Below are 23,995 nucleotides of genomic sequence, written 5' to 3' on the forward strand. Positions count from 1 at the left end.
GAGGTCTCTTTTTTTATGTCGAAATTTAGAAAAAGTGCTTGGAGCTAATGAATTGAGAAGAGATCAAACAACAGAAGTTGTAGCGTTTCTTTTATTTTTTTAAATTATCTATTAAAATAGGAGATATTTAAAGATATATGAGGAGAGGACTTAATTGAAATTACCTATCACTCAAAAACTTGATGATTTAATTCATCATCATGCTATCTCATTACATGTTCCAGGACATAAAAATATGACTATCGGTTATTTAGATGCATTATCTTTGAAAATGGATATGACTGAAATCACGGGTCTAGATGATTTACATCATCCAGAAGATACTATTTTAGAAAGTATGAATCGTGTGAATAAGCATCCTAATTATGATGCTTATTATTTAGTTAATGGTACAACTTCAGGCATTTTATCAGTTATACAAGCATTTACTCATATAAAAGGTCGTTATCTAATTAGCCGTAATGTACATAAATCAGTTTTTAATGCTTTAGATTTAACTCAACAGTCTGCAGATATTTTGCCTATGTACAGAAGTGATAAAAGTTACCAGTATTTAGCGCCTTTGATTGATACTAAAATGTTACGACATCAAAAACTCGCTGTCGTTACTTATCCAAATTATTATGGAGAATGCTTTGATATCAATCAGTGTGTTAAACAATTTCACGATTACAATATACCTGTTTTAATTGATGAGGCTCATGGTGCCCATTTTAATTTGAAACACTTTCCTAAATCAGCTTTAGAATCAGAAGCTGACTATGTTGTTCAATCGTATCACAAAACTTTGCCTACGCTTACTATGGGATCAGTATTATTTATTCATAAAAATGCACCTTTGAAAGATGAAGTTATTAAATATTTAGGTATTTTTCAAACTTCTAGTCCATCTTATTTAGTAATGTCGAGCATTGAACTAGCGCATCAATTTTATAATTCTTATGACAGTAGTCTCTTTTTCGAAAAAAGAAAACAATTTATTGAAACGTTAAGACAACAGCATTTTGAAGTTATTGAAGTCGAGGATCCATTAAAGCTTATTGTTCGAGCAAATGGGCATACGGGTTTTGAAGTACAACGTTATTTTGAAAAGAATCATATTTATATTGAATTAGCTGATGATTATCAAATACTCATTGTCTTACCATTGTGGCATTTTAATGATAGATATCCTTTCGAAACATTACTGCATAGAATAAAAACTATAAAATTACCTAAAAAAGCAAAAGAAAAGCTAGAGCCGGTTTTATTGCCGCTAGAAAAAAGTGTTTATGTATCAAAGTATATTAATCATGCATATTGGATAAATATTAATAAAGCACAAGATAAAGTATTAGCTCAACATATTGTGCCTTATCCTCCTGGAATTCCTGTGTTTTGGAAAGGAGAAAAAGTGACTAAAAATATGATAAAATTGATGCAATATTATCTTTCACATAGTGTACGTGTTGAAGGTATTAAAAACGATAAAATATTAGTTAAGGATGAATAATATGGCTGCATTTATAACGTTTGAAGGGCCTGAAGGTTCTGGGAAAACTACAGTGTTAAATCAGATTAATAAGTTGTTATCTGAAAATTATAATGTTATTTCTACTAGAGAACCAGGTGGAGTATCTACGGGGGAAGAAATACGTAATATCTTACTAGATGGTGAAAATATTGATATACGTACAGAAGCATTGTTATTTGCAGCATCTAGAAGAGAACATTTGGTTGAAAAAGTGATACCCGCTTTAAAAAATAATAAAGTAGTTTTATGTGATCGATATATTGACAGTTCTTTAGCATATCAAGGGCATGCACGGGGTATAGGTATAGAAGAAGTTAAAAAAATAAATGAATTTGCAATTAATGGACTTTATCCAGATTTAACAATTTATCTTGATATTGATGCTGAAGTGGGGAGAGAACGAATACTAAAAAATCAAAGAAGTCAGAATCGATTAGATAAAGAAACACTAACTTTTCATCAAAAAGTAATTGAGGGATATAAAACATTAATTAAAACTAATCCTGAGCGTTTTAAAGTAGTTGATGCTACACAAAACATCGAAAGTGTCGTAAGTGATACGTATGAGATCATTTTAAGTTACTTAAAAAACTTATGATATAATAATATGGAGAGGTGTATTAAAATGAAAATGATTATAGCGATCGTTCAAGATCAAGATAGTCAAGAACTTTCAGACCAACTCGTAAAAAACAATTTTAGAGCTACTAAACTAGCAACAACTGGTGGCTTCTTAAGAGCAGGAAATACAACATTCTTATGTGGTGTAGATGATGAACGTGTTGATGAAGCGTTAACCGTCATTGATAATACGTGTGGTAATAGAGATCAACTTGTTTCACCAATGACGCCAATGGGTGGTAGTGCAGACTCTTACATACCTTATCCTGTTGAAGTTGAAGTTGGAGGCGCTACAGTATTTGTAATGCCAGTAGAAAAATTCCACAGATTCTAAGCTTAATTTAACAATTAAATAAAGTTTTAAAAGATAATTTTCAAAGAGCCTGAAACATATTTTTTATGTTATCGGCTCTTTATCATATACATCATAATTAATTGCTAAATGATAAATGCGACTGAAAAATTTAATGATATAATTTTAAAATGAACTATGAATAGGGAGTATGCAAATATGGAGGAATTACAAAAATTAGCTAATGCGTTTCATTCGAATAAATTATCACATGCCTATTTATTTGAAGGTGATGATGCACAATCAATGAAACATGTAGCAATGGAATTTGCACAACTTATTCTTTGTAATGGAAATGAACAATGTGAGTTGAAATTGCGTAATTTTAATCATCCTGATTTTACATATATATCCTCTGAAGAATCTACTATAAAAAAAGAACAAATTGAACAACTTGTACGCCAAATGAACCAATTACCTATTGAAGGTACATATAAAGTTTATATCATAGAAGACTTTGAAAAGTTAACAGTTCAAGGTGAAAATAGTATCTTAAAATTTTTAGAGGAACCTCCAGAAAATACTATTGCAATTTTAATTTCTACTAAACCAGAACAAATATTAAATACGATTCACTCTAGATGTCAACATATGTATTTTAAACCGAGTGACAAATCGCATTTTATCGATAAACTTGTTGATAATGGTATGAATCGGGCTATTGCTGAAATGTTAAGTTCATATACGACACAAATTGAGGTAGCCAAAGACCTTAATGAAGAGTATGATTTAATTGAATTAAGAAAAGTAATCGTTCATTGGTGCGAATTATTATTAACAAATAAACCAATGGCCTTGATTGGTGTTATTGATGTGTTAAAAAATGCTAAAAATCGAAAACTACAACTTCTTACTTTGTCTGTTATCAATGCTTTTTTTGAAGATATGATGCATGCTAAAGTCGGAATTGAGAACAATTTCATTTTTACTGATCTTAAACCACTAATTAAGGAATACACAACACGATTAACACTTAATCAAATGATATTAATGTATGATCAAATTACAGAAGCACATAAAAAATTGATACAGAATGTGAATCCGATGCTCGTATTTGAACAAATCGTAATTAAAGGTGTGAGTTAAATGCCAAATGTAGTAGGTGTGCAATTTCAAAAAGCAGGTAAATTGGAATATTATGCGCCGAATGATTTAAAATTAGACAGTGAAGACTGGGTTGTAGTCGAATCTAAACGAGGCATTGAAATAGGTATAGTAAAGTTAGCTTCAAAATGTGTAAATGATGAAGATGTGACATTACCGTTAAAAGATATTCTACGTATTGCAACTGAAGAAGATATACAACAATACAATCAAAATGAAGAAGATGCAGAGCAAGCACTAATTTTATGTAAACAGTTAGTGAAAGATCAAGACTTAGATATGCGCTTAGTGAATTGTGAGTATACTTTAGATAAATCGAAAGTCATTTTTAATTTTACTGCTGATGATCGTATCGATTTTAGAAAGTTAGTGAAAGTATTAGCTCAAAATTTAAGAACACGTATTGAACTTAGACAAATTGGCGTTCGTGATGAAGCAAAACTACTAGGTGGAATTGGACCGTGTGGACGTTCATTATGTTGTTCAACATTTTTAGGAGATTTTCAACCGGTATCTATCAAAATGGCAAAAGATCAAAATTTATCATTAAATCCAACTAAAATTTCTGGTGCATGTGGACGTTTAATGTGTTGTCTTAAATATGAAAATGATTATTATGAGGAAGCTCGTGCACAATTACCAGATGTAGGCGATGAAATTCATACACCGGAAGGTACTGGACAAGTTGTAGGATTAAATATATTAGATATTTCGATGCAAGTGAAGATTGATGGTTTAGAGCAACCTTTAGAATATAAAATGGAGGAATTAGCTACATTTAATTAAGGAGAGTGTCTTTCTTTTGAATCGCAATGATTTATTCGAAAAAATTGTAAAATTAGAAAGTAACGTTAATGTATTAACTCAAGAGATGACTGAACTTAAATCTTTAGCTATTCAATTGATAGAAGAAAATGTAACGTTACAAGTAGAAAACGATAATTTAAAAGCGCTAATGGCTAAAAGTGAACAAGATGTTGAATCAACAAAAGTCAATAGTGAAAGTCAACATAATAAAAAATCAAATGAAAATGACTTTAAAAGTGCAATTAAAAATGTAAAAAAACCTTTACCAAGTAAAGACAATTTAGCTGTTTTGTATAGTGAAGGTTTTCATATTTGTAATGGCGAATTATTTGGTAAACATCGTTATGGTGAAGATTGTTTATTATGCATGAATGTTTTAAATAGTTAAATCCATAACAAAGAATGATAAATGGATGGTATAATTTTAATTTTTAGGAGAGATGAATTTCAACACAATAAAATTTCAGATTTTGTGTTGTGATACATCTCTTTTTTAGGAGATAACATATATGTTGAAGGAACAAGAAAGATTAGATGATTTAATTAAGGAGAACTTAAAAATCATTCAAAATGATGAGGTGTTTTCTTTTTCTACTGATGCACTTTTATTAGCACATTTTACTAAAGTACGAAAAAATGATAGCATTCTAGACTTGTGTGCCGGAAATGGTGTTATTGCTTTATTATTATCTGCAAAAAGTCATCAAAAAATAGAAAGTATTGAAATTCAAGAACAGTTGGCAGACATGGCTCAACGAAGCTTTAAATATAATCGATTAGAAGAGCGTTTATCTATGCATAATATGGATTTAAAAGATGTGTATCAAACGTTTAAACCCTCTCAGTTTACATTAATAACCTGTAACCCGCCTTACTTTAAACGTAATCAACTTCATCAACACCAAAAAGAAGCACATAAAATAGCACGACATGAAATTATGTGTAGTTTAGAAGATTGCATGTTTGCAGCACGGCATTTATTAAAACAGGGTGGACGTCTAGTTATGGTTCATCGTGCTGAACGACTTATGGATGTATTAACTGAAATGAGACAAGCTAATATCGAACCTAAACGTATTGTATTTATTTATAGTAAGCATGGTAAATCAGCAGTCACTATTGTTGTTGAAGGAAGAAAAAATGGTAATCAAGGTCTAGAGATTGCACCACCATTTTATATTTACAATGAAAATGGCGAATATAGTGAGCAAATGAAAGAGGTTTATTATGGGTAGTCACTTTGTATATATCGTACGTTGCAGTGATAACAGTTTATATACAGGGTATACGAATAATATTGAGGCACGTATAAATAAACACAATGCTGGGAAAGGTGCTAAATATACAAAAATAAGACGTCCGGTAGTGTTAGTATATCAAGAAATGTACGAGACAAAATCAGAAGCTTTACGTAGAGAATATGAAATTAAGACATTTACAAGACAAAGAAAACTAAAATTGATTGAGGAGGGATAATATGGCAACTTTATACTTAGTAGGGACACCGATAGGTAATTTAAGTGACATTACATTTCGAGCAATCGAAACGTTAAAACAGGTAGATATCATTGCGTGTGAAGATACGAGAGTAACTAAAAAGTTATGTAACCACTATGATATTACTACTCCATTAAAATCATATCATGAACATAATAAAGAGCAACAGACAGATTATTTAATTCAATTACTTAAAGAAGAAAATAATATTGCGCTTGTATCAGATGCAGGGTTGCCGTTAATTAGCGATCCAGGATATGAACTTGTTGTTGAAGCACATAAACATAACATTGCTGTAGAAACCATTCCAGGACCTAATGCAGGATTAACTGCACTAATGGCAAGTGGTTTACCTTCATTTACATATACTTTTTTAGGCTTCTTGCCACGAAAAGAAAAAGAAAAAGTGAATATTTTATCTCAACGAATGTATCAAGATAGTACTTTAATCATTTATGAGTCTCCATTTAGAGTGATTGATACACTAAAAGCGATTATTAAAGTAGATGCAAAAAGACGTGTAGCAGTAGGTCGTGAACTTACTAAAAAATTTGAACAAGTGGTTATGTTTGAAGTATCACAATTATTAGAAGCAATTGAAAATCAAGAGATTCCACAAAAGGGAGAATTTGTGATTTTAATTGAGGGGGCCAAAGCTCAAGAAACAAAGCAATGGTTTGAAGATGTAACGATTATAGATCATGTTAATCATTATATTGAGACTCAAAATTTAAAACCTAAGAAAGCGATAAAAGTAGTCGCAGAAGAACGACAGATGAAAACAAGTGAGATTTATGATATTTATCATAATATTAAATCGTAAAATTAATAAAAACTTGTATCATAGTGATAGAAAAATACCATAAAATATTAATTTATGGTAATGTTAATAAGATACGACAATGTATATTCTATATGGGTTATAATGAATAAGATAGATGTTTTATGATGATGTGTCGTCACAAACGTTATATTAAATATTCATTAGAAAATAATTAAAAATTTAGATAAAATTTAAAGTGAACTAGTCATTAAGACATGAACGAAAGGGAGGACTACTGATGGCGAAAGAAACATTTTATATTACAACCCCTATTTATTATCCTAGTGGTAATCTGCATATCGGTCACGCATATTCTACAGTTGCTGGTGATGTAATTGCACGATATAAACGTATGCAAGGATATGATGTTCGTTATCTTACAGGTACAGACGAACATGGTCAAAAAATCCAAGAAAAAGCGCAAAAAGCAGGAAAAACAGAATTAGAGTATTTAGATGAAATGATTGCTGGAATCAAACGTTTATGGGCTAAATTGGAAATCTCAAATGATGATTTTATTAGAACTACAGAAGAACGTCATAAACAAGTGGTAGAAAAAGTATTTGAACGTTTATTAAAACAAGGTGATATTTATCTTGGTGAATATGAGGGATGGTATTCTGTCCCTGATGAAACGTATTATACTGAATCTCAACTTGTAGACCCTGTTTACGAAAATGGTAAAATCGCAGGCGGTAAAAGTCCAGATTCTGGACATGAAGTTGAATTAGTTAAAGAAGAAAGTTATTTCTTTAATATTAATAAATATACAGATCGTTTATTAGAATTTTACGATGCTAATCCTGATTTTATTCAACCTCCATCTAGAAAAAATGAAATGATTAATAACTTTATTAAACCAGGATTAGAAGACTTAGCAGTTTCACGTACGTCATTTGATTGGGGGGTAAGAGTTCCATCTAACCCTAAACATGTAGTTTATGTATGGATTGATGCTTTAGTAAACTATATTTCTTCTCTTGGATATTTATCAGATGATGATTCATTATTCCAAAAATATTGGCCAGCAGATGTACATTTAATGGCAAAAGAAATCGTTCGTTTCCATTCTATTATTTGGCCTATCTTACTTATGGCTCTTGATTTACCTTTACCGAAAAAAGTATTCGCGCACGGATGGATTTTAATGAAAGATGGAAAAATGAGTAAATCTAAAGGTAATGTAGTAGATCCTAATGTTCTTATTGATCGTTATGGCTTAGATGCTACACGCTATTACTTAATGCGTGAATTACCATTCGGATCTGACGGCGTATTTACTCCGGAGGCATTTGTTGAACGTACTAATTTCGACTTAGCAAATGATTTAGGTAACTTAGTTAACCGTACGATTTCTATGATTAATAAATATTTCCAAGGAGAGCTCCCTGCATACCAAGGACCAAAACATGAATTGGATGAAGATATGGAAGCATTAGCACTTGAAACTGTGAAGAATTTCCATGACAATATGGAAAGTTTCCAATTCTCAGTAGCATTATCTACAGTTTGGAAGTTAATAAGTCGAACAAATAAATATATCGATGAAACCACTCCATGGGTTTTAGCTAAAGATGAAAGTCAAAAAGATATGTTAGGAAATGTAATGGCACACTTAGTTGAAAATATTCGTTTTGCGACTGTATTATTGCGCCCATTCTTAACACATGCGCCTAAAGAAATTTTCAAACAATTGAATATTAATAATTCAGATTTATACGAATTATCAAGTTTAGAGCATTATGGTGCATTACAAGAACCAATTATGGTTACTGAAAAACCTTCTCCAATCTTCCCAAGATTAGATTCAGAGGATGAAATTGCATTTATTAAAAAATCAATGCAACCACCTAAATCTAGTGAAGATGATAAAGAAGAAGTACCAAGTAAATCGCAAATTGATATTAAAGATTTTGATAAAGTTGAAATTAAAGCTGCAACTGTTATTGATGCAGAAAATGTACCGAAATCAGATAAATTATTAAAAATACAAGTTGATTTAGGAGCAGAACAACGTCAGATTGTTTCAGGTATTGCGAAATTCTATCGTTCAGAAGATATTATTGGCAAAAAAGTGGCTGTTGTAACTAACCTAAAGCCAGCAAAATTAATGGGGCACAAATCTGAAGGTATGATATTATCAGCTGAAAAAGATAAAGTATTAACGTTAGTAAGCTTACCGAGTGCAATTCCAAATGGTGCAATTATAAAATAAATATAGCCGTTAGGAGAGATAAAATGTTAATAGATACACATGTTCATTTAAATGACGAACAATATGATGAAGATTTAAGTGAAGTGATATCTCGTGCAAGAGAAGCAGGCGTTGACCGTATGTTTGTCGTGGGATTTGATACTAAGACAATTGAACGTACTATGGAACTGATTGATGAATATGACTTTATTTATGGTATTATCGGTTGGCATCCTGTAGATGCAATAGATTTTACTGAAGAACGTTTAGAATGGATTGAATCATTAGCTCAGCATCCTAAAATTATCGGTATTGGAGAAATGGGATTAGATTATCATTGGGATAAATCTCCAGCTGATGTTCAAAAAGAAGTGTTTAGAAAGCAAATTGCTTTAGCTAAACGCGTTAAGTTACCTATTGTCATTCATAATCGTGAAGCAACTCAAGATTGTGTAGATATTTTAATGGAAGAACATGCAGAAGAAGTTGGAGGCATTATGCATAGTTTTAGTGCATCACCTGAAATTGCAGATGTCATTATTAATAAACTTAATTTCTATGTGTCATTAGGCGGACCAGTCACATTCAAAAATGCAAAACAACCTAAAGAGGTCGCTAAACATGTTCCAATGGATCGCTTATTAGTTGAAACAGATGCACCTTATTTATCTCCACATCCTTATAGAGGAAAACGTAATGAACCTGAACGTGTCACGCTTGTTGCACAACAAATTGCAGATTTACGTGATATGACATACGAAGAGGTATGTCGTCAAACTACAGAAAATGCAGAAAGATTATTTAACTTAAATTAATAATCCTCAGTATGAGAAAGATGTAAAACATCATCTATCGTAATGCTATCTAATAGTGAATGACGATAATATGTGCATCTTTCTCATTTTTTATAGTATAACCGTTATAATAGAAATGAGATTAAGTGAAAGGTAATGGTAAATGAATATGAGAATAAATGAATTTATCGTTGTCGAAGGCAGAGATGACACAGAACGAGTTAAAACAGCTGTGGAATGTGATACGATTGAAACAAATGGAAGTGCCATTAATAGAGAAACGTTAGCAGTGATTCAGAATGCTCAAGAAACAAGAGGCGTGATTGTATTAACTGATCCTGACTTTCCAGGTGATAGAATTAGAAATATTATTACTGAACACGTACCAGGAGTTAAACATGCCTATGTCGATCGTGAAAAAGCGAAAAATAAGCGTGGAAAAATTGGGATAGAACATACACATCCTGAAGATATAAAGAAAGCCTTAATGCATGTGAGTTCTCCTTTTGAAGAAGGAGAGGAGTCGATAGATAAAAGTGTATTAATTGATTTAGGTTTAATTATTGGTAAAGATGCGAGACGTAAGAGAGAGATACTTGGACGTAAATTGCATATTGGACATTCTAATGGCAAACAATTACTAAAAAAATTAAATGCTTTTGGTTATACTGAAGAAGACGTACGACGTGCATTATCAATGGATAAGGAGAATAATTAAAGATGGATAGAAAAGATATAGCTACACCTTCTAGAACAAAAGAACTATTAAATCAATTTGACTTTAATTTTAAGAAAAGCTTAGGTCAAAATTTCTTAGTAGATGTTAATATTATTCATAAAATTATTGATGCAAGTCATATTGATAAGTCGACAGGTGTAATTGAAGTGGGCCCTGGTATGGGCTCATTAACAGAACAACTCGCTAAAAGTGCTAAAAAAGTGTTGTCATTTGAAATCGATCAACGTCTAATTCCAGTTTTAAAAGAAACACTTCATCCCTACGACAATGTAACAATTATAAATGAAGATATATTAAAAGCTGATATAGCTGCATCTGTGAACACGTATTTAAATGATTGCGATAAAATTATGGTAGTAGCGAATTTACCTTACTATATTACGACTCCGATTTTACTTAATTTAATGCAACAAGATATTCCCATTGATGGTTATGTAGTGATGATGCAAAAAGAAGTTGGAGAGCGTTTAAATGCAGAAGTAGGTACAAAAGCATATGGTTCTTTATCTATTGTGACTCAATATTACACAGAAACGAGTAAAGTACTCACTGTCCCTAAATCAGTGTTTATGCCGCCACCAAATGTTGACTCGATTGTTGTAAAATTGATGCAAAGAGAGGAACCTCTTGTTTCAGTAGACGATGAACAAGCTTTCTTTAAACTTGCAAAAGCTGCTTTTGCTCAAAGACGTAAAACGATTAATAATAACTATCAGAATTTCTTTAAAGATGGTAAAAAATATAAATCACAAATTCATCAATGGTTAGAAAACGCAAATATTGATCCTAAACGTCGTGGAGAAACCCTTTCTATACAAGATTTTGCACGATTGTATGAAGAAAAGAAAAATTTCCCAGAATTAGAAAATTAAATTGTTGACAAAGTGTCGCTACCTTGATAAAATTTAAATTTTATTTGACATATTACTTCAAAATGTGATATTATGTAACCTGTAGCGAGGTGGAGCAATATGCCAAAATCAATTTTGGACATCAAAAATTCTATTGATTGTCATTTAGGAAATCGTATTGTACTTAAAGCCAACGGTGGTCGAAAAAAAACAATCGAACGTTGTGGAGTGTTAAAAGAGACATATCCTTCAGTATTTATTGTTGAATTAGATCAAGATAAGCATAATTTTGAAAGAGTGTCGTATACATATACGGATGTTCTTACAGAGAATGTACAAGTTTCATTTGAAGAGGATAATCATCAAGAAGTAGTTGCACACTAAATTCGAACATATAAATATAGAGTTGTTTAGTGTACTACAAACTCTATCATTAAAAACATATTGGGTGTTGGGCTGTTTAAGTTCAACACTCTTTTTAATTCTTAATCTCTTTTAATAAAATAATAATTTAAATAAATCAAGATTTGCAGTTGAAATTAAGATCATTTATCTCCTAATTTATTAACTTTTAATTATAATTTATAATGTAACTATCAAATATTTTAAGTCTTTATGTTAAAATCATTTTAATACTATTGATGAAGAGAGGGCGGAAAAATGATATATGAAACGGCACCAGCCAAAATTAATTTGACGCTCGATACACTTTTCAAAAGAAATGATGGTTACCATGAAATTGCTATGATAATGACAACAGTAGATCTGAATGATAGATTGTCTTTTCAGAAAAGAAATGATAATAAAATTGTTGTAGATATAGAACATAACTATGTTACTAATGATCATAAAAATCTCGCCTACCAAGCAGCTAAACTGATGATGGAAACATATCAACTTAAACAAGGCGTCACGATTTCGATTGATAAAGATATTCCGGTTTCTGCTGGATTAGCTGGGGGATCAGCTGATGCTGCTGCTACGATGCGAGGAATTAATCGTTTATATGAATTAGGCGCATCTTTAGAAACACTAAGCCAATTAGGCCTTCAAATTGGGACAGATGTTCCATTTTGCATCTATAATAAAACTGCTATATGTAAAGGGAGAGGCGAAAAAATTAAATTTCTAGACAAACCTCCTTCTGCATGGGTGGTATTAGCAAAACCTAATCTTGGAATATCTTCTCCAGATATTTTTAAAGAACTTAATTTAAAAGAGGATTATGATGTACATACAGAAATGTGTGAAGAAGCGATTAGACAGGGAGATTATATGAAATTGTGTAAGAGTTTATCTAATCGTTTAGAAACCGTTTCTATGTCTATGTATCCAGAAATTAAAAAAATTAAAAATAATATGTTGCGTTGTGGTGCTGATGGAGCACTAATGAGTGGGAGTGGACCTACTGTATATGCATTCGCTCAAAAGGAGAGCCAAGCAAAGAAAGTATATAATGCTGTAAATGGCTGTTGTAACGAAGTGTATTTAGTAAGATTATTAGGATAGAAAGGCTGGAACTTATGAGGTATAAAAGAAGTGAACGTATTGTCTTTATGACACAATATTTAATGAACCATCCAAATCAGTTAATTCCATTAACTTTTTTTGTGAAAAAATTTAAACAAGCGAAGTCATCGATTAGTGAAGACGTTCAAATCATCAAAAATACGTTCCAAAAAGAAAAATTGGGAACTGTAATTACAACAGCTGGCGCAAGCGGCGGTGTAACCTATAAGCCGATGATGAGCAAAGAAGAAGCAATCGAAATTATAGAAGAAATCATTACGATGCTACAAGAAAAAGAGCGCTTATTACCAGGTGGATATTTATTTTTATCGGACTTAGTTGGTAACCCATCATTACTTAATAAAGTAGGGAAACTCATTGCTAGTATTTACATGGATGAGAAACTAGATGCAGTAGTAACTATCGCAACGAAAGGGATATCACTTGCCAATGCAGTAGCAAACGTATTAAATTTACCTGTAGTAGTTATTAGAAAAGACAATAAAGTTACTGAAGGTTCTACGGTCTCCATTAACTATGTTTCAGGCTCATCAAGAAAAATTGAAACGATGGTCTTATCGAAACGCACATTAGCTGAAAACTCAAATGTGTTAGTTGTAGATGACTTTATGAGAGCAGGCGGTTCAATAAATGGTGTAATGAATCTTATGAATGAGTTTAAAGCAGAGGTGAAAGGGGTATCTGTACTAGTAGAATCAAAAGAAGTAAAACAAAGATTGATTGAGGATTATACTTCTTTAGTCAAATTATCAGATGTTGACGAATATAATCAAGAATTTAAAGTTGAACCTGGTAATATCTTGTCTAAATTTTCTTAAAAGGAGTTATACACCATGAAAACAATTAATACTAATAAAGCACCTGAAGCGTTAGGACCATATTCTCATGCAATGGTCGTGAATAATTTAGTATTCACATCAGGACAAATTCCATTAGATACTGAAGGAAACATCGTAAGTAGCGATGTCAAAGAACAAACAAAACAAGTATTAGAAAATTTATCTGTTGTACTTGAAGAAGCAGGTTCTGATTTAAACTCTGTTGTAAAAGCAACTATTTTTATTTCTGATATGAATGAATTTCAACAAATTAATGAAGTTTATGGTAGCTACTTTAATGAGCATCAACCTGCGCGAAGTTGCGTAGAAGTGTCTCGCCTACCAAAAGACGTTAAAGTTGAAATTGAATTAGTAGGTAAAGTTAAAGGAATATAATTTACTTAATTAACACATTGTCATGCTTCTAACCACACAAAGATATATATACTAGGGGGGCTCACTGCATGAAAGTGACAGATGTAAGACTTAGAAAAATACAAACAGATGGCAGAATGAAAGCACTCGTTTCTATCACATTAGACGAAGCTTTCGTAATTCATGATTTACGCGTAATCGAAGGCAACTCAGGTCTTTTCGTTGCTATGCCAAGCAAACGTACACCAGATGGTGAATTCCGCGATATCGCACATCCAATCAATTCAGAAATGAGACAAGAAATACAGGATGCTGTGATGAAAGTATATGATGAAACTGACGAAGTGATTCCAGATAAAAATGCTTCATCAGACGTAACAGAAGAATCAGACGAAGCTTAAAATAACAAAAATCAAATCATATTTTTGATAATGGTTATTTTATTAATTATGTAAGCTAAATGACGTGGGGACGAAACTCTAAATTCAAACTTGAATTTTGTTTCGTGCCCATTTTTATTGTTTTATCGATATTTTTTGAAAATTAAATGTATGATGCAAATAATTAAACTCTGTTTACAAAATTTGTTAAATCTTGAAACTATAAGTTGAGTTAAATTATAATTACTTGTGAAGTGCAAATTTTATTGGAGGATTATTATTCATGCAAAGAAATGCAATCATATTAGCAGCTGGAAAAGGAACACGAATGAAATCAAAGAAATATAAAGTGTTACATGAGGTTGCTGGTAAACCAATGGTTGAACATGTACTGACAAATGTTAAAAAAGCGGGCGTAAATCAAATCGTCACTATCGTAGGTCACGGGGCAGAACAAGTAAAAGAGACATTAGGTAATCAGTCATTATATAGTTATCAAAATGAACAATTAGGAACTGCACATGCAGTTAAAATGGCAGAAGAACATTTACATACTCAAGAAGGTACAACATTAGTAGTATGTGGAGATACACCACTTATTACTTCAGAAACTTTACAACGTTTAATTGCACACCATGAAGAAACACAAGCACAAGTTACTGTTTTATCGGCTACAGCTCAGACGCCTTTCGGGTATGGGCGAATCGTACGTGATCAAAATCATCACCTTAATCGCATTGTAGAAGAAAAAGATGCAACAAATGCTCAAAAAGACATCAATGAAATCAGCTCAGGTATATTTGCATTTGATAATAAAACGTTATTCGAAAAACTTAAACAAGTTAAAAATGATAATGCACAGGGTGAATATTATTTACCTGACGTCGTTACTTTAATTTTAGAAGATAATGGAAAAGCAGAAGTGTATCATACTGATGACTTTGATGAAATTATGGGTGTAAATGATCGAATCATGTTAAGTCATGCTGAAAAAGCGTTGCAACATCGTATTAATCATCATCATATGAGAAATGGTGTTACAATCATTGATCCAATCACTACATTTATAGGTCCAGATGTAGAGATAGGTATGGATACTGTTATTGAGCCAGGCGTACGTATCAATGGAAAAACATTCATTGGTGAAGATACACACGTTGGTCAATATTCAGAAATTAACAACAGTCGTATTGGCAATAAAGTTCATATTATACAATCAGTCATCAATGATTCTAGTGTAGGAAATAAGACCAAAGTTGGTCCATTTGCTCAATTAAGACCTGGTTCAAATCTAGGTGCTGAAGTTAAAGTGGGTAACTTTGTAGAAGTTAAGAAAGCAGAATTAAAAGATGGTGCAAAAGTATCACACTTAAGTTATATTGGCGATGCAGAAGTTGGTGAACGTACAAATATTGGTTGTGGTTCAATCACTGTTAATTATGATGGAGTAAATAAATTTAAAACAATCATTGGAAAAGACGCTTTCATTGGTTGTAACACGAATTTGATTGCCCCTGTAACAGTAGGAGATGGCGCTTTAATTGCAGCAGGATCGACGATTACAGATGACATACCTAAAGAAAGCTTAGCATTAGCACGCGCACGTCAAGTAACCAAAGAAGGTTACAATAAAAAATAAAGATTAATATAAGATACAAAAAGACTGTGTCATTTTTCTGTTAAAGGGAATAAATGAATATATAAATATAAAATTTTGAATGTATTACTATCATGCCAAGTTGAGTGATACGTAATAAACATATTATTGGTCAGTTTTTAGTGGAATATAGTAAAAATGCTAGAATTTTTATATAATAGTATTGTCTAAGTAAAAAATTGGAGGACTATAAATGTTAAATAATGAGTACAAAAATTCGTCTTTAAAGATTTTTTCTTTAAAGGGAAATGAACCATTAGCACAAGAGGTTGCTGATCGTGTAGGAATCGAATTAGGGAAATGTTCTGTTAAACGCTTCAGTGACGGTGAAATTCAAATTAATATTGAAGAAAGTATTCGTGGATGTGATGTATTTATCATTCAACCGACTTCTTATCCAGTTAACTTACATTTAATGGAATTATTAATTATGATTGACGCATGTAAACGTGCCTCTGCAGCAAATATCAATATTGTTGTTCCTTATTATGGTTATGCGCGCCAAGATAGAAAAGCGCGTAGTCGTGAACCAATTACTGCAAAATTAGTAGCAAATTTAATTGAAACTGCTGGTGCAAATCGTATGATTGCTTTAGATTTACATGCACCACAAATTCAAGGTTTCTTCGATATTCCAATCGATCACCTAATGGGCGTACCGATTATTGGACAATATTTTGAAAATGATCCTAACATCAACCCAGAAGAATGTGTTGTTGTATCTCCGGATCATGGCGGGGTAACACGCGCACGTAAATTAGCAGACATTTTAAAAACTCCGATTGCTATTATTGATAAACGTCGTCCTAAACCAAACGTGGCAGAAGTGATGAATATCGTTGGTGAAATTGAAGGACGTACAGCTATTATTATCGATGACATTATTGATACGGCAGGAACAATTACTTTAGCTGCTCAAGCATTAAAAGATAAAGGTGCGAAAGATGTATATGCTTGTTGTACACATCCTGTACTCTCAGGTCCTGCAAAAGAACGTATTGAAAATTCAGCGATTAAAGAACTTATTGTTACAAATTCAATCTTACTTGACGATAGTCAAAAACCATCAAACATCAAAGAATTATCTGTAGCTGGTTTAATAGCACAAGCTATTGTTCGTGTATATGAACGTGAGTCAGTAAGTGTATTATTTGACTAAAATTTACAAATGAGTTTGACTTATTATTTTTAAACATGTATAATTTATTCGTTCGTGATTTAACGAATAAATAAACACTTGCAAGCAATATTTAAATTGATGGGCAAGTGAGGAGAAGTTAAGACAATATATTATTATTGTTTCAACTTGAAAATGAAAGGTGGAAATACGAATGGCTTCATTAAAGTCAATCATTCGTCAAGGTAAACAAACTCGTTCTGACCTTAAAAAATTACGTAATACAGGTAAAGTACCTGCTGTTGTTTATGGTTATGGTACTAAAAACACTTCAGTTAAAGTAGATGAAGTTGAATTCATCAAAGTCATCCGTGAAGTTGGACGTAACGGTGTTATTGATTTAGGCGTGGGTTCTAAAACAATTAAAGTTATGGTATCAGATTATCAATTTGATCCACTTAAAAACCAAATTACTCATATCGACTTCTTAGCTATTAACATGACTGAAGAACGTACTGTTGAAGTACCAGTTCAATTAGTTGGTGAAGCAGTTGGCGCTAAAGAAGGCGGCGTAGTTGAACAACCATTATTTGATTTACAAGTTACAGCAACTCCAGAAAATATCCCAGAATCAATTGAAGTAGATATCACTGATTTACAAATAAATGATAGCTATTCAGTTGGGGATATTAAAGTATCTGGTGATTTCACAATTGAAAACGATCCAGAAGAATCTGTTGTTACAGTAGTTCCTCCAACTGATGAACCTTCTGAAGAAGAAATCGAAGCAATGGAAGGTGAATCAGCAACTGAAGAACCTGAAGTAGCTGGTGAAGACAAAGAAGACAAAGAAGACGAAGAAAATAAAGACGAAGAATAATTCGTTGATGACTATGTATTCACTTTAAGTGAGAATGTCTTTAATTAAATTGATAGAAAGAGCCTGATACATGTTCATATGTAGAAGGCTTTTTCTTATGTATATCGGACATTTAAAAAATGAATGTTAAAATAAAGTTGAAGATTGATAACTTATAAAAGAGTGGGTTACGAAATCATTGAATTTCTTTCCTACTCTCTTTTTGTATTATATTGAGTAATATTATAAAATAAGGAGTAATCGACACATATTAAATTAAATGTTCAAATCAATCAAAAAGATGAACACAATGGAGGTTGCAACGTATGAAATGTATTGTGGGTCTTGGTAATATAGGTAAACGTTTTGAACGAACAAGACACAATATTGGCTTTGAAGTGATTGACTATATTTTAGATAAAAATCAATTTACATTAGATAAACAAAAATTCAAAGGCGCTTATACTATTGAACGTTTAAATGGGGATAAAGTGCTATTTATCGAGCCAATGACTATGATGAATTTATCAGGAGAAGCTGTAGGACCTTTAATGGATTACTATAATGTAGAAGTTGAAGATTTAATCGTTTTATACGATGATATGGATTTATCTCAAGGGCATATTCGTCTACGTCAAAAAGGAAGTGCAGGTGGACATAATGGAATGAAATCGATTATTAAACATTTAGGTACAGATCAATTTAAGCGTATTCGTATTGGAGTAGGAAGACCAACGAATGGTATGTCAGTTCCAGATTATGTATTACAAAAATTTTCTAATGAAGAAATGATGACAATGGAAAAAGTAATTGAACATGCTGCACAAGCAGTGGAAGCATTTATTGAGACGTCTCGTTTCGATCATGTTATGAATGAATATAATGGAGAAGTCAATTGAGAATGATTATTTCTGACTATATTCAAAATGACAAACGATTCCAGGAACTTGACGAAGTCTTTGGCAACCAAAATATTTTAGTTACAGGTTTATCTCCCTCAGCCAAAGCAACCATTATTGCTGAAAAATACTTGAATGATGATAAGCAAATGCTATTAATCACAAATAATTTATATCAAGCAGACAAATTAGAAACTGATATATTGCAATACATTGATCATTCTGAAGTTTATAAATATCCAGTCCAAGATATTATGACAGAGGAATTTTCAACTCAAAGCCCACAACTTATGAGTGAACGTGTTAGAACTTTAACGGCATTATCTCATGATAAGAAAGGGTTATTTATCGTTCCTTTAAATGGTTTGAAAAAATGGTTAACTCCAGTAGAATTGTGGAAACATCATCAAATGACTTTAGAAGTTGGCGATGATATCGATGTGGATGAATTTTTAAATAAACTAGTAAACATGGGATATCGACGTGAGAGTGTCGTTTCTCACATTGGTGAGTTTTCTCTACGAGGCGGCATCATTGATATTTACCCCCTTATCGGTCAACCAGTTAGAATTGAATTGTTTGACACTGAAGTCGACTCGATTCGAGACTTTGATGTAGAAACACAACGTTCAAATGATAATGTTGAAAAGGTAGATATCACTACAGCGAGTGATTATATTATTACGGAAGATGTGATTAATCATCTTCAAACAGAATTACAAAAAGCATATGAACAAACACGTCCTAAAATTGATAAATCTGTACGAAATGATTTGAAAGAAACATATGAAAGTTTTAAATTATTTGAATCCACTTTCTTTGATCATCAATTACTTCGCCGTCTAGTTGCTTTTATGTATGACACACCTTCTACACTAATCGATTATTTCCAAAAAGATGCCATTGTAGTAGTTGATGAATATAATCGTATTAAAGAAACTGAAAAGACATTGACTACTGAAGTAGATGATTTTATCCAGAACTTAATTGAAAGTGGTAACGGATTTATTGGGCAGTCATTTATGGAATATGATGGGTTTGAAACGTTAATCAATCATTATCCAGTCACATATTTCACTTTATTTACATCGTCTATGCCAGTGAAGTTGCAACATATTATTAAATTTTCATGTAAGCCAGTGCAACAATTTTATGGACAATATGACATTATGCGTTCAGAATTTCAACGTTATGTAAGCAATAATTACACTATTGTAGTACTTGTAGAAACTGAAACGAAAGTTGAGCGTATTCAATCGATGCTTAATGAAATGCATATTCCTACTGTTACAAATATTCACTCAGAGATTGAAAGTGGACAAGCAATTGTAACAGAAGGTAGTCTATCAGAAGGTTTCGAACTGCCTTATATGCAACTTGTTGTAATTACGGAACGAGAATTATTTAAAACCAAACAGAAAAAACAACGAAAACGGACTAAAACAATTTCTAATGCTGAAAAAATTAAATCTTATCAAGATTTAAATGTTGGAGATTATGTTGTCCATGTGCACCATGGTGTGGGACGTTATTTAGGCGTTGAAACACTAGAAGTTGGAGACGTCCATAGAGATTATATTAAATTACAATATAAAGGAACCGATCAACTTTTTGTACCTGTTGATCAAATGGATCAAGTACAAAAATATGTTGCTTCAGAAGATAAATCGCCTAAATTAAATAAACTAGGCGGCTCAGAATGGAAAAAAACGAAAGCCAAAGTACAACAAAGTGTTGAAGATATCGCAGATGAACTTATTGCACTATATAAAGAACGAGAAATGTCAGTAGGTTATCAATATGGTGAAGATACGGCTGAGCAACATGATTTCGAAATGGACTTCCCATATGAACTTACACCAGACCAAGCTAAATCTATTGAAGAAATTAAAGAAGATATGGAAAAAGAACGTCCAATGGATCGCTTGCTATGTGGAGATGTGGGTTACGGAAAAACTGAAGTTGCTGTACGCGCGGCCTTTAAAGCTGTCATGGAAGGCAAACAAGTTGCCTTTTTAGTGCCTACAACGATTCTAGCGCAACAACACTACGAAACATTGATTGAACGGATGCAAGATTTTCCAGTAGAAATTCAGTTGATTAGTCGATTCCGTACTGCTAAGGAAGTTAGAGAGACTAAAGAAGGTCTAAAATCTGGATACGTTGATATCGTTGTTGGAACACATAAACTATTGAGTAAAGACATTCAATATAAAGATCTAGGATTACTTATTGTCGATGAAGAACAACGTTTTGGCGTACGTCATAAAGAACGTATTAAAACATTGAAAACCAATGTAGATGTATTGACACTTACAGCCACGCCAATTCCAAGAACATTGCATATGAGTATGCTTGGTGTACGTGACTTATCTGTCATCGAAACACCTCCAGAAAACCGCTTCCCTGTACAAACCTATGTATTAGAGCAAAATAGTAATTTTATTAAAGAGGCTTTAGAACGTGAACTTTCTCGTGATGGACAAGTATTCTACCTTTACAATAAAGTACAGTCTATTTATGAAAAGCGTGAACAGTTACAAATGTTGATGCCAGAAGCAAACATTGCTGTTGCTCATGGACAGATGACAGAGCGAGATTTGGAAGAAACCATGTTGAGTTTTATTAATGGAGAGTACGACATTTTAGTTACAACAACCATTATAGAAACAGGTGTCGATGTGCCTAATGCGAACACATTAATCATAGAAGAAGCGGATCGTTTTGGTTTAAGTCAACTTTATCAATTACGTGGTAGAGTTGGACGTTCAAGTCGTATTGGATATGCTTACTTCTTACATTCTGCTAATAAAGTATTAACAGAAACAGCTGAAGAACGTTTACAAGCGATTAAAGAATTCACTGAATTAGGTTCAGGATTTAAAATTGCCATGCGTGATTTAAATATACGTGGAGCCGGTAATTTATTAGGTAAGCAACAACATGGATTCATTGATTCAGTAGGTTTTGATTTGTATTCTCAAATGTTAGAAGAAGCGGTAAACGAAAAACGTGGTATTACAGAAGAAACCCCTGATGCACCAGATGTTGAAATGGAATTACACTTAGACGCGTATTTACCAGCAGAGTATATTCAAAATGAACAAGCTAAAATAGAAATTTATAAGAAATTGCGTAAAGTTGAAACTGAAGAACAGCTTTTTGATGTGAAAGATGAATTACTTGATCGCTTCAATGATTATCCTGTAGAAGTAGAACGTTTATTAGAAATGGTAGAAATTAAAATACATGCTTTACATGCAGGCGTGACATTGATTAAAGATAAAGGAAAACAAATTGAAGTATTTCTTTCAACTAAAGGTACAGAACAGATAAATGGTGAAGAATTATTTAAACAAACTCAACCTTTAGGACGAACAATGAAGTTGGGTGTTAAAGAAGGTAAAATGCATATTACTCTAACAAAATCTAAACAGTGGTTAGAAAACTTAAAATTCTTAGTAAAATGTCTTGAAGGAAGTATGGAACTTGAGTACGAATTATAAATCGTCATCTGAAGTTTCATCTTCTTCTAAGAATTCACGACAACATTCAGCATTTAATGGCGTAGTGATTTTAACGCTTGCTTTAGTCATTGTTAAAGTATTAAGTGCAATTTATCGAGTTCCATATCAAAATATTTTAGGTGACTCTGGATTATATGCCTATCAACAAATTTATCCTATTGTAGCGCTAGGTATGATACTATCAATGAATGCAGTTCCTAGTGCTGTCACTCAAGTATTTGGAAGTCACAGTGGAACTGAAGTATTTTCAAAAACACTTCTAAGATTTCAAATGATAGGTCTTATTATTTTTAGTGTGATTTTAGTATTCTCCCATCCATTAGCACTGTTAATGGGAGATGCTCACTTAGCACCAATGCTAAAAATGGCAAGTTTTAGCTATTTGTTTATAGGAATCCTGGGTGTGATTAGAGGCTTTTATCAAAGTAGACAACAAATGAATATACCAGCTATTTCACAAGTAATAGAACAATGTATTCGTGTGTGTGTTATTATTATAGCTATTTTAATGTTTATGTTTAAAGAATGGACCATTTATCAAGCTGGAGCACTTGCAATATTAGCCTCAGCCCTTGGATTTTTAGGTTCTAGTCTATATTTATTAGCAACAAGACCTTTCCGATTACAATTAAATCAGCACTCATATCCTCTTCCTTGGAAACAGCTAATACTTGCGACTCTCGTATTTGCATTAAGTCAATTATTAGTTATTTTATGGCAATTTATAGATAGTTTTACAGTCGTTCATATGCTACAAACATATGGTTTAGGATTTAGAGAAGCGATTATGCAAAAAGGGATCTATGATAGAGGTGCTTCATTTATTCAAATAGGTTTAATAGTGACAACTACATTTAGCTTTGTCCTAATTCCATTACTTACAGATGCAATGTCTGATCATAATCATGTTCTTATGAATCGTTATACAAATGCATCTTTAAAAATCACACTACTCATTAGCGTAGCAGCAGGTATAGGTCTTATTAATATACTACCGATGATGAACCATGTATTTTTCAAAACAGATCAATTAAGCTTCACACTTAGTATTTATATGCTTACTGTAATTGGTGTATCGCTTATCATGATGGACATCGCACTTTTACAAGTGATGAATCAAATTCGCCCTATTTTTATTGGTGTGATGTCAGGACTACTATTTAAAATTATCTTTAATGTGATTTTTATTCACTTTATGGGAATTTTAGGTGCAAGTATAAGCACAGTGCTTTCGCTTATGATATTTGTTACTATTTTACATTATGAGGTCGTTAAATATTATCGTTTTAATCGCATGCGCGCGTTTATTGTTAAATTGATGAGTGCGCTCATTATAATGTCAGTAGTCATACAGGGGTTGCGAATGTTATTACCTCCTGTAGGCCGTTTAGGAAGTCTAATTGAGTTGTTAATTATAGTAGGAATAGGGGGTCTCATATTCCTATTCCTTGTTATGTATATGAATATTTTAGGATATAAAGAATTAAAACACTTACCATTCGGCGATAAACTGTATCGCATAAAGAAAGGAAGATAGA

At 32.2% G+C, this 23,995-nt stretch carries 24 protein-coding genes; all 24 read left to right on the forward strand.

From position 1 onward, the window contains the following. The first annotated feature begins 154 nt into the window (after positions 1 to 154). The 24 genes from HMPREF2561_RS01080 (at position 155) to HMPREF2561_RS01195 (ending at position 23,994) form a co-directional block, all read left to right on the forward strand. Positions 155 to 1,492 (forward strand): aminotransferase class V-fold PLP-dependent enzyme, encoded by a 1,338-nt coding sequence (locus HMPREF2561_RS01080; RefSeq protein ID WP_017176434.1) that lies wholly within the window; start codon positions 155 to 157, stop codon positions 1,490 to 1,492. Position 1,493: 1 nt separating this feature from the next. Continuing rightward, the gene (gene tmk / locus HMPREF2561_RS01085) at positions 1,494 to 2,111 is read left to right on the forward strand and encodes a dTMP kinase (protein WP_017176433.1); all 618 of its coding nucleotides are present in this window, start codon (positions 1,494 to 1,496) and stop codon (positions 2,109 to 2,111) included. A gap of 27 nt (positions 2,112 to 2,138) precedes the next feature. Beyond that, positions 2,139 to 2,468, forward strand: a complete 330-nt coding sequence (locus HMPREF2561_RS01090; RefSeq protein WP_002455851.1) for a cyclic-di-AMP receptor — start codon at positions 2,139 to 2,141, stop codon at positions 2,466 to 2,468. 177 nt (positions 2,469 to 2,645) lie between these two features. Further along, on the forward strand, positions 2,646 to 3,572 hold the full coding sequence (locus tag HMPREF2561_RS01095) for a DNA polymerase III subunit delta' C-terminal domain-containing protein (protein WP_019835402.1): 927 nt from the start codon (positions 2,646 to 2,648) through the stop codon (positions 3,570 to 3,572). Next, positions 3,573 to 4,376: a PSP1 domain-containing protein gene (locus HMPREF2561_RS01100; protein WP_017176431.1), complete on the forward strand. Its 804-nt coding sequence runs from the start codon at positions 3,573 to 3,575 to the stop codon at positions 4,374 to 4,376. It abuts the gene before it with no gap. Between the two features lie 16 nt (positions 4,377 to 4,392). Further along, positions 4,393 to 4,785 carry a DNA replication initiation control protein YabA gene (yabA, locus tag HMPREF2561_RS01105; protein ID WP_017176430.1) on the forward strand — a complete coding sequence of 131 codons (393 nt, stop codon included), beginning with the start codon at positions 4,393 to 4,395 and terminating at the stop codon, positions 4,783 to 4,785. A gap of 121 nt (positions 4,786 to 4,906) precedes the next feature. Next, positions 4,907 to 5,632: a tRNA1(Val) (adenine(37)-N6)-methyltransferase gene (locus tag HMPREF2561_RS01110; RefSeq protein WP_019835400.1), complete on the forward strand. Its 726-nt coding sequence runs from the start codon at positions 4,907 to 4,909 to the stop codon at positions 5,630 to 5,632. Continuing rightward, complete coding sequence (locus HMPREF2561_RS01115) at positions 5,625 to 5,873, forward strand: GIY-YIG nuclease family protein (RefSeq protein ID WP_017176428.1); 249 nt, start codon at positions 5,625 to 5,627, stop codon at positions 5,871 to 5,873. Before HMPREF2561_RS01110 ends, HMPREF2561_RS01115 begins: the two co-directional genes overlap by 8 nt. Before the next feature lies 1 nt (position 5,874). After that, positions 5,875 to 6,717: a 16S rRNA (cytidine(1402)-2'-O)-methyltransferase gene (gene rsmI / locus HMPREF2561_RS01120; RefSeq protein WP_017176427.1), complete on the forward strand. Its 843-nt coding sequence runs from the start codon at positions 5,875 to 5,877 to the stop codon at positions 6,715 to 6,717. A 238-nt stretch (positions 6,718 to 6,955) separates the two neighbouring features. Then, positions 6,956 to 8,932: a methionine--tRNA ligase gene (gene metG, locus HMPREF2561_RS01125; protein ID WP_049415668.1), complete on the forward strand. Its 1,977-nt coding sequence runs from the start codon at positions 6,956 to 6,958 to the stop codon at positions 8,930 to 8,932. A 23-nt stretch (positions 8,933 to 8,955) separates the two neighbouring features. Continuing rightward, positions 8,956 to 9,726 carry a TatD family hydrolase gene (locus HMPREF2561_RS01130; RefSeq protein ID WP_017176425.1) on the forward strand — a complete coding sequence of 257 codons (771 nt, stop codon included), beginning with the start codon at positions 8,956 to 8,958 and terminating at the stop codon, positions 9,724 to 9,726. Positions 9,727 to 9,874: 148 nt separating this feature from the next. Continuing rightward, positions 9,875 to 10,423 carry a ribonuclease M5 gene (rnmV, locus tag HMPREF2561_RS01135; protein ID WP_025987191.1) on the forward strand — a complete coding sequence of 183 codons (549 nt, stop codon included), beginning with the start codon at positions 9,875 to 9,877 and terminating at the stop codon, positions 10,421 to 10,423. 2 nt (positions 10,424 to 10,425) lie between these two features. After that, on the forward strand, positions 10,426 to 11,316 hold the full coding sequence (gene rsmA / locus HMPREF2561_RS01140; RefSeq protein WP_019835397.1) for a 16S rRNA (adenine(1518)-N(6)/adenine(1519)-N(6))-dimethyltransferase RsmA: 891 nt from the start codon (positions 10,426 to 10,428) through the stop codon (positions 11,314 to 11,316). Positions 11,317 to 11,415: 99 nt separating this feature from the next. Further along, entirely contained in the window at positions 11,416 to 11,679 is a 264-nt protein-coding gene (veg, locus tag HMPREF2561_RS01145) for a biofilm formation stimulator Veg (protein ID WP_002449940.1), read from the forward strand. A 276-nt stretch (positions 11,680 to 11,955) separates the two neighbouring features. Then, positions 11,956 to 12,804 (forward strand): 4-(cytidine 5'-diphospho)-2-C-methyl-D-erythritol kinase, encoded by an 849-nt coding sequence (gene ispE / locus HMPREF2561_RS01150; RefSeq protein ID WP_017176422.1) that lies wholly within the window; start codon positions 11,956 to 11,958, stop codon positions 12,802 to 12,804. Between the two features lie 14 nt (positions 12,805 to 12,818). Then, positions 12,819 to 13,643, forward strand: coding sequence for a pur operon repressor (gene purR / locus HMPREF2561_RS01155; protein WP_002449943.1), 825 nt, complete (start codon positions 12,819 to 12,821; stop codon positions 13,641 to 13,643). A 15-nt stretch (positions 13,644 to 13,658) separates the two neighbouring features. Continuing rightward, a complete protein-coding gene (locus tag HMPREF2561_RS01160; protein ID WP_002449962.1) occupies positions 13,659 to 14,039 on the forward strand; it encodes a RidA family protein in 381 nt (126 codons plus the stop codon). A 68-nt stretch (positions 14,040 to 14,107) separates the two neighbouring features. Then, a complete protein-coding gene (spoVG, locus tag HMPREF2561_RS01165; RefSeq protein ID WP_002449945.1) occupies positions 14,108 to 14,419 on the forward strand; it encodes a septation regulator SpoVG in 312 nt (103 codons plus the stop codon). Between the two features lie 262 nt (positions 14,420 to 14,681). Next, positions 14,682 to 16,037 (forward strand): bifunctional UDP-N-acetylglucosamine diphosphorylase/glucosamine-1-phosphate N-acetyltransferase GlmU, encoded by a 1,356-nt coding sequence (gene glmU / locus HMPREF2561_RS01170; protein ID WP_049413888.1) that lies wholly within the window; start codon positions 14,682 to 14,684, stop codon positions 16,035 to 16,037. A gap of 211 nt (positions 16,038 to 16,248) precedes the next feature. After that, positions 16,249 to 17,214 (forward strand): ribose-phosphate diphosphokinase, encoded by a 966-nt coding sequence (locus HMPREF2561_RS01175; RefSeq protein ID WP_002449951.1) that lies wholly within the window; start codon positions 16,249 to 16,251, stop codon positions 17,212 to 17,214. 172 nt (positions 17,215 to 17,386) lie between these two features. After that, a complete protein-coding gene (locus tag HMPREF2561_RS01180) occupies positions 17,387 to 18,052 on the forward strand; it encodes a 50S ribosomal protein L25/general stress protein Ctc (protein ID WP_017176420.1) in 666 nt (221 codons plus the stop codon). A 305-nt stretch (positions 18,053 to 18,357) separates the two neighbouring features. Continuing rightward, a complete protein-coding gene (gene pth / locus HMPREF2561_RS01185; RefSeq protein ID WP_002449969.1) occupies positions 18,358 to 18,930 on the forward strand; it encodes an aminoacyl-tRNA hydrolase in 573 nt (190 codons plus the stop codon). A 2-nt stretch (positions 18,931 to 18,932) separates the two neighbouring features. After that, on the forward strand, positions 18,933 to 22,436 hold the full coding sequence (gene mfd / locus HMPREF2561_RS01190) for a transcription-repair coupling factor (RefSeq protein WP_171991288.1): 3,504 nt from the start codon (positions 18,933 to 18,935) through the stop codon (positions 22,434 to 22,436). After that, complete coding sequence (locus HMPREF2561_RS01195) at positions 22,420 to 23,994, forward strand: polysaccharide biosynthesis protein (RefSeq protein ID WP_017176418.1); 1,575 nt, start codon at positions 22,420 to 22,422, stop codon at positions 23,992 to 23,994. Before mfd ends, HMPREF2561_RS01195 begins: the two co-directional genes overlap by 17 nt. Position 23,995: the final 1 nt, after the last annotated feature.

This window comes from Staphylococcus sp. HMSC069E10 (genome assembly GCF_001809205.1).
Classification (GTDB): domain Bacteria; phylum Bacillota; class Bacilli; order Staphylococcales; family Staphylococcaceae; genus Staphylococcus; species Staphylococcus hominis.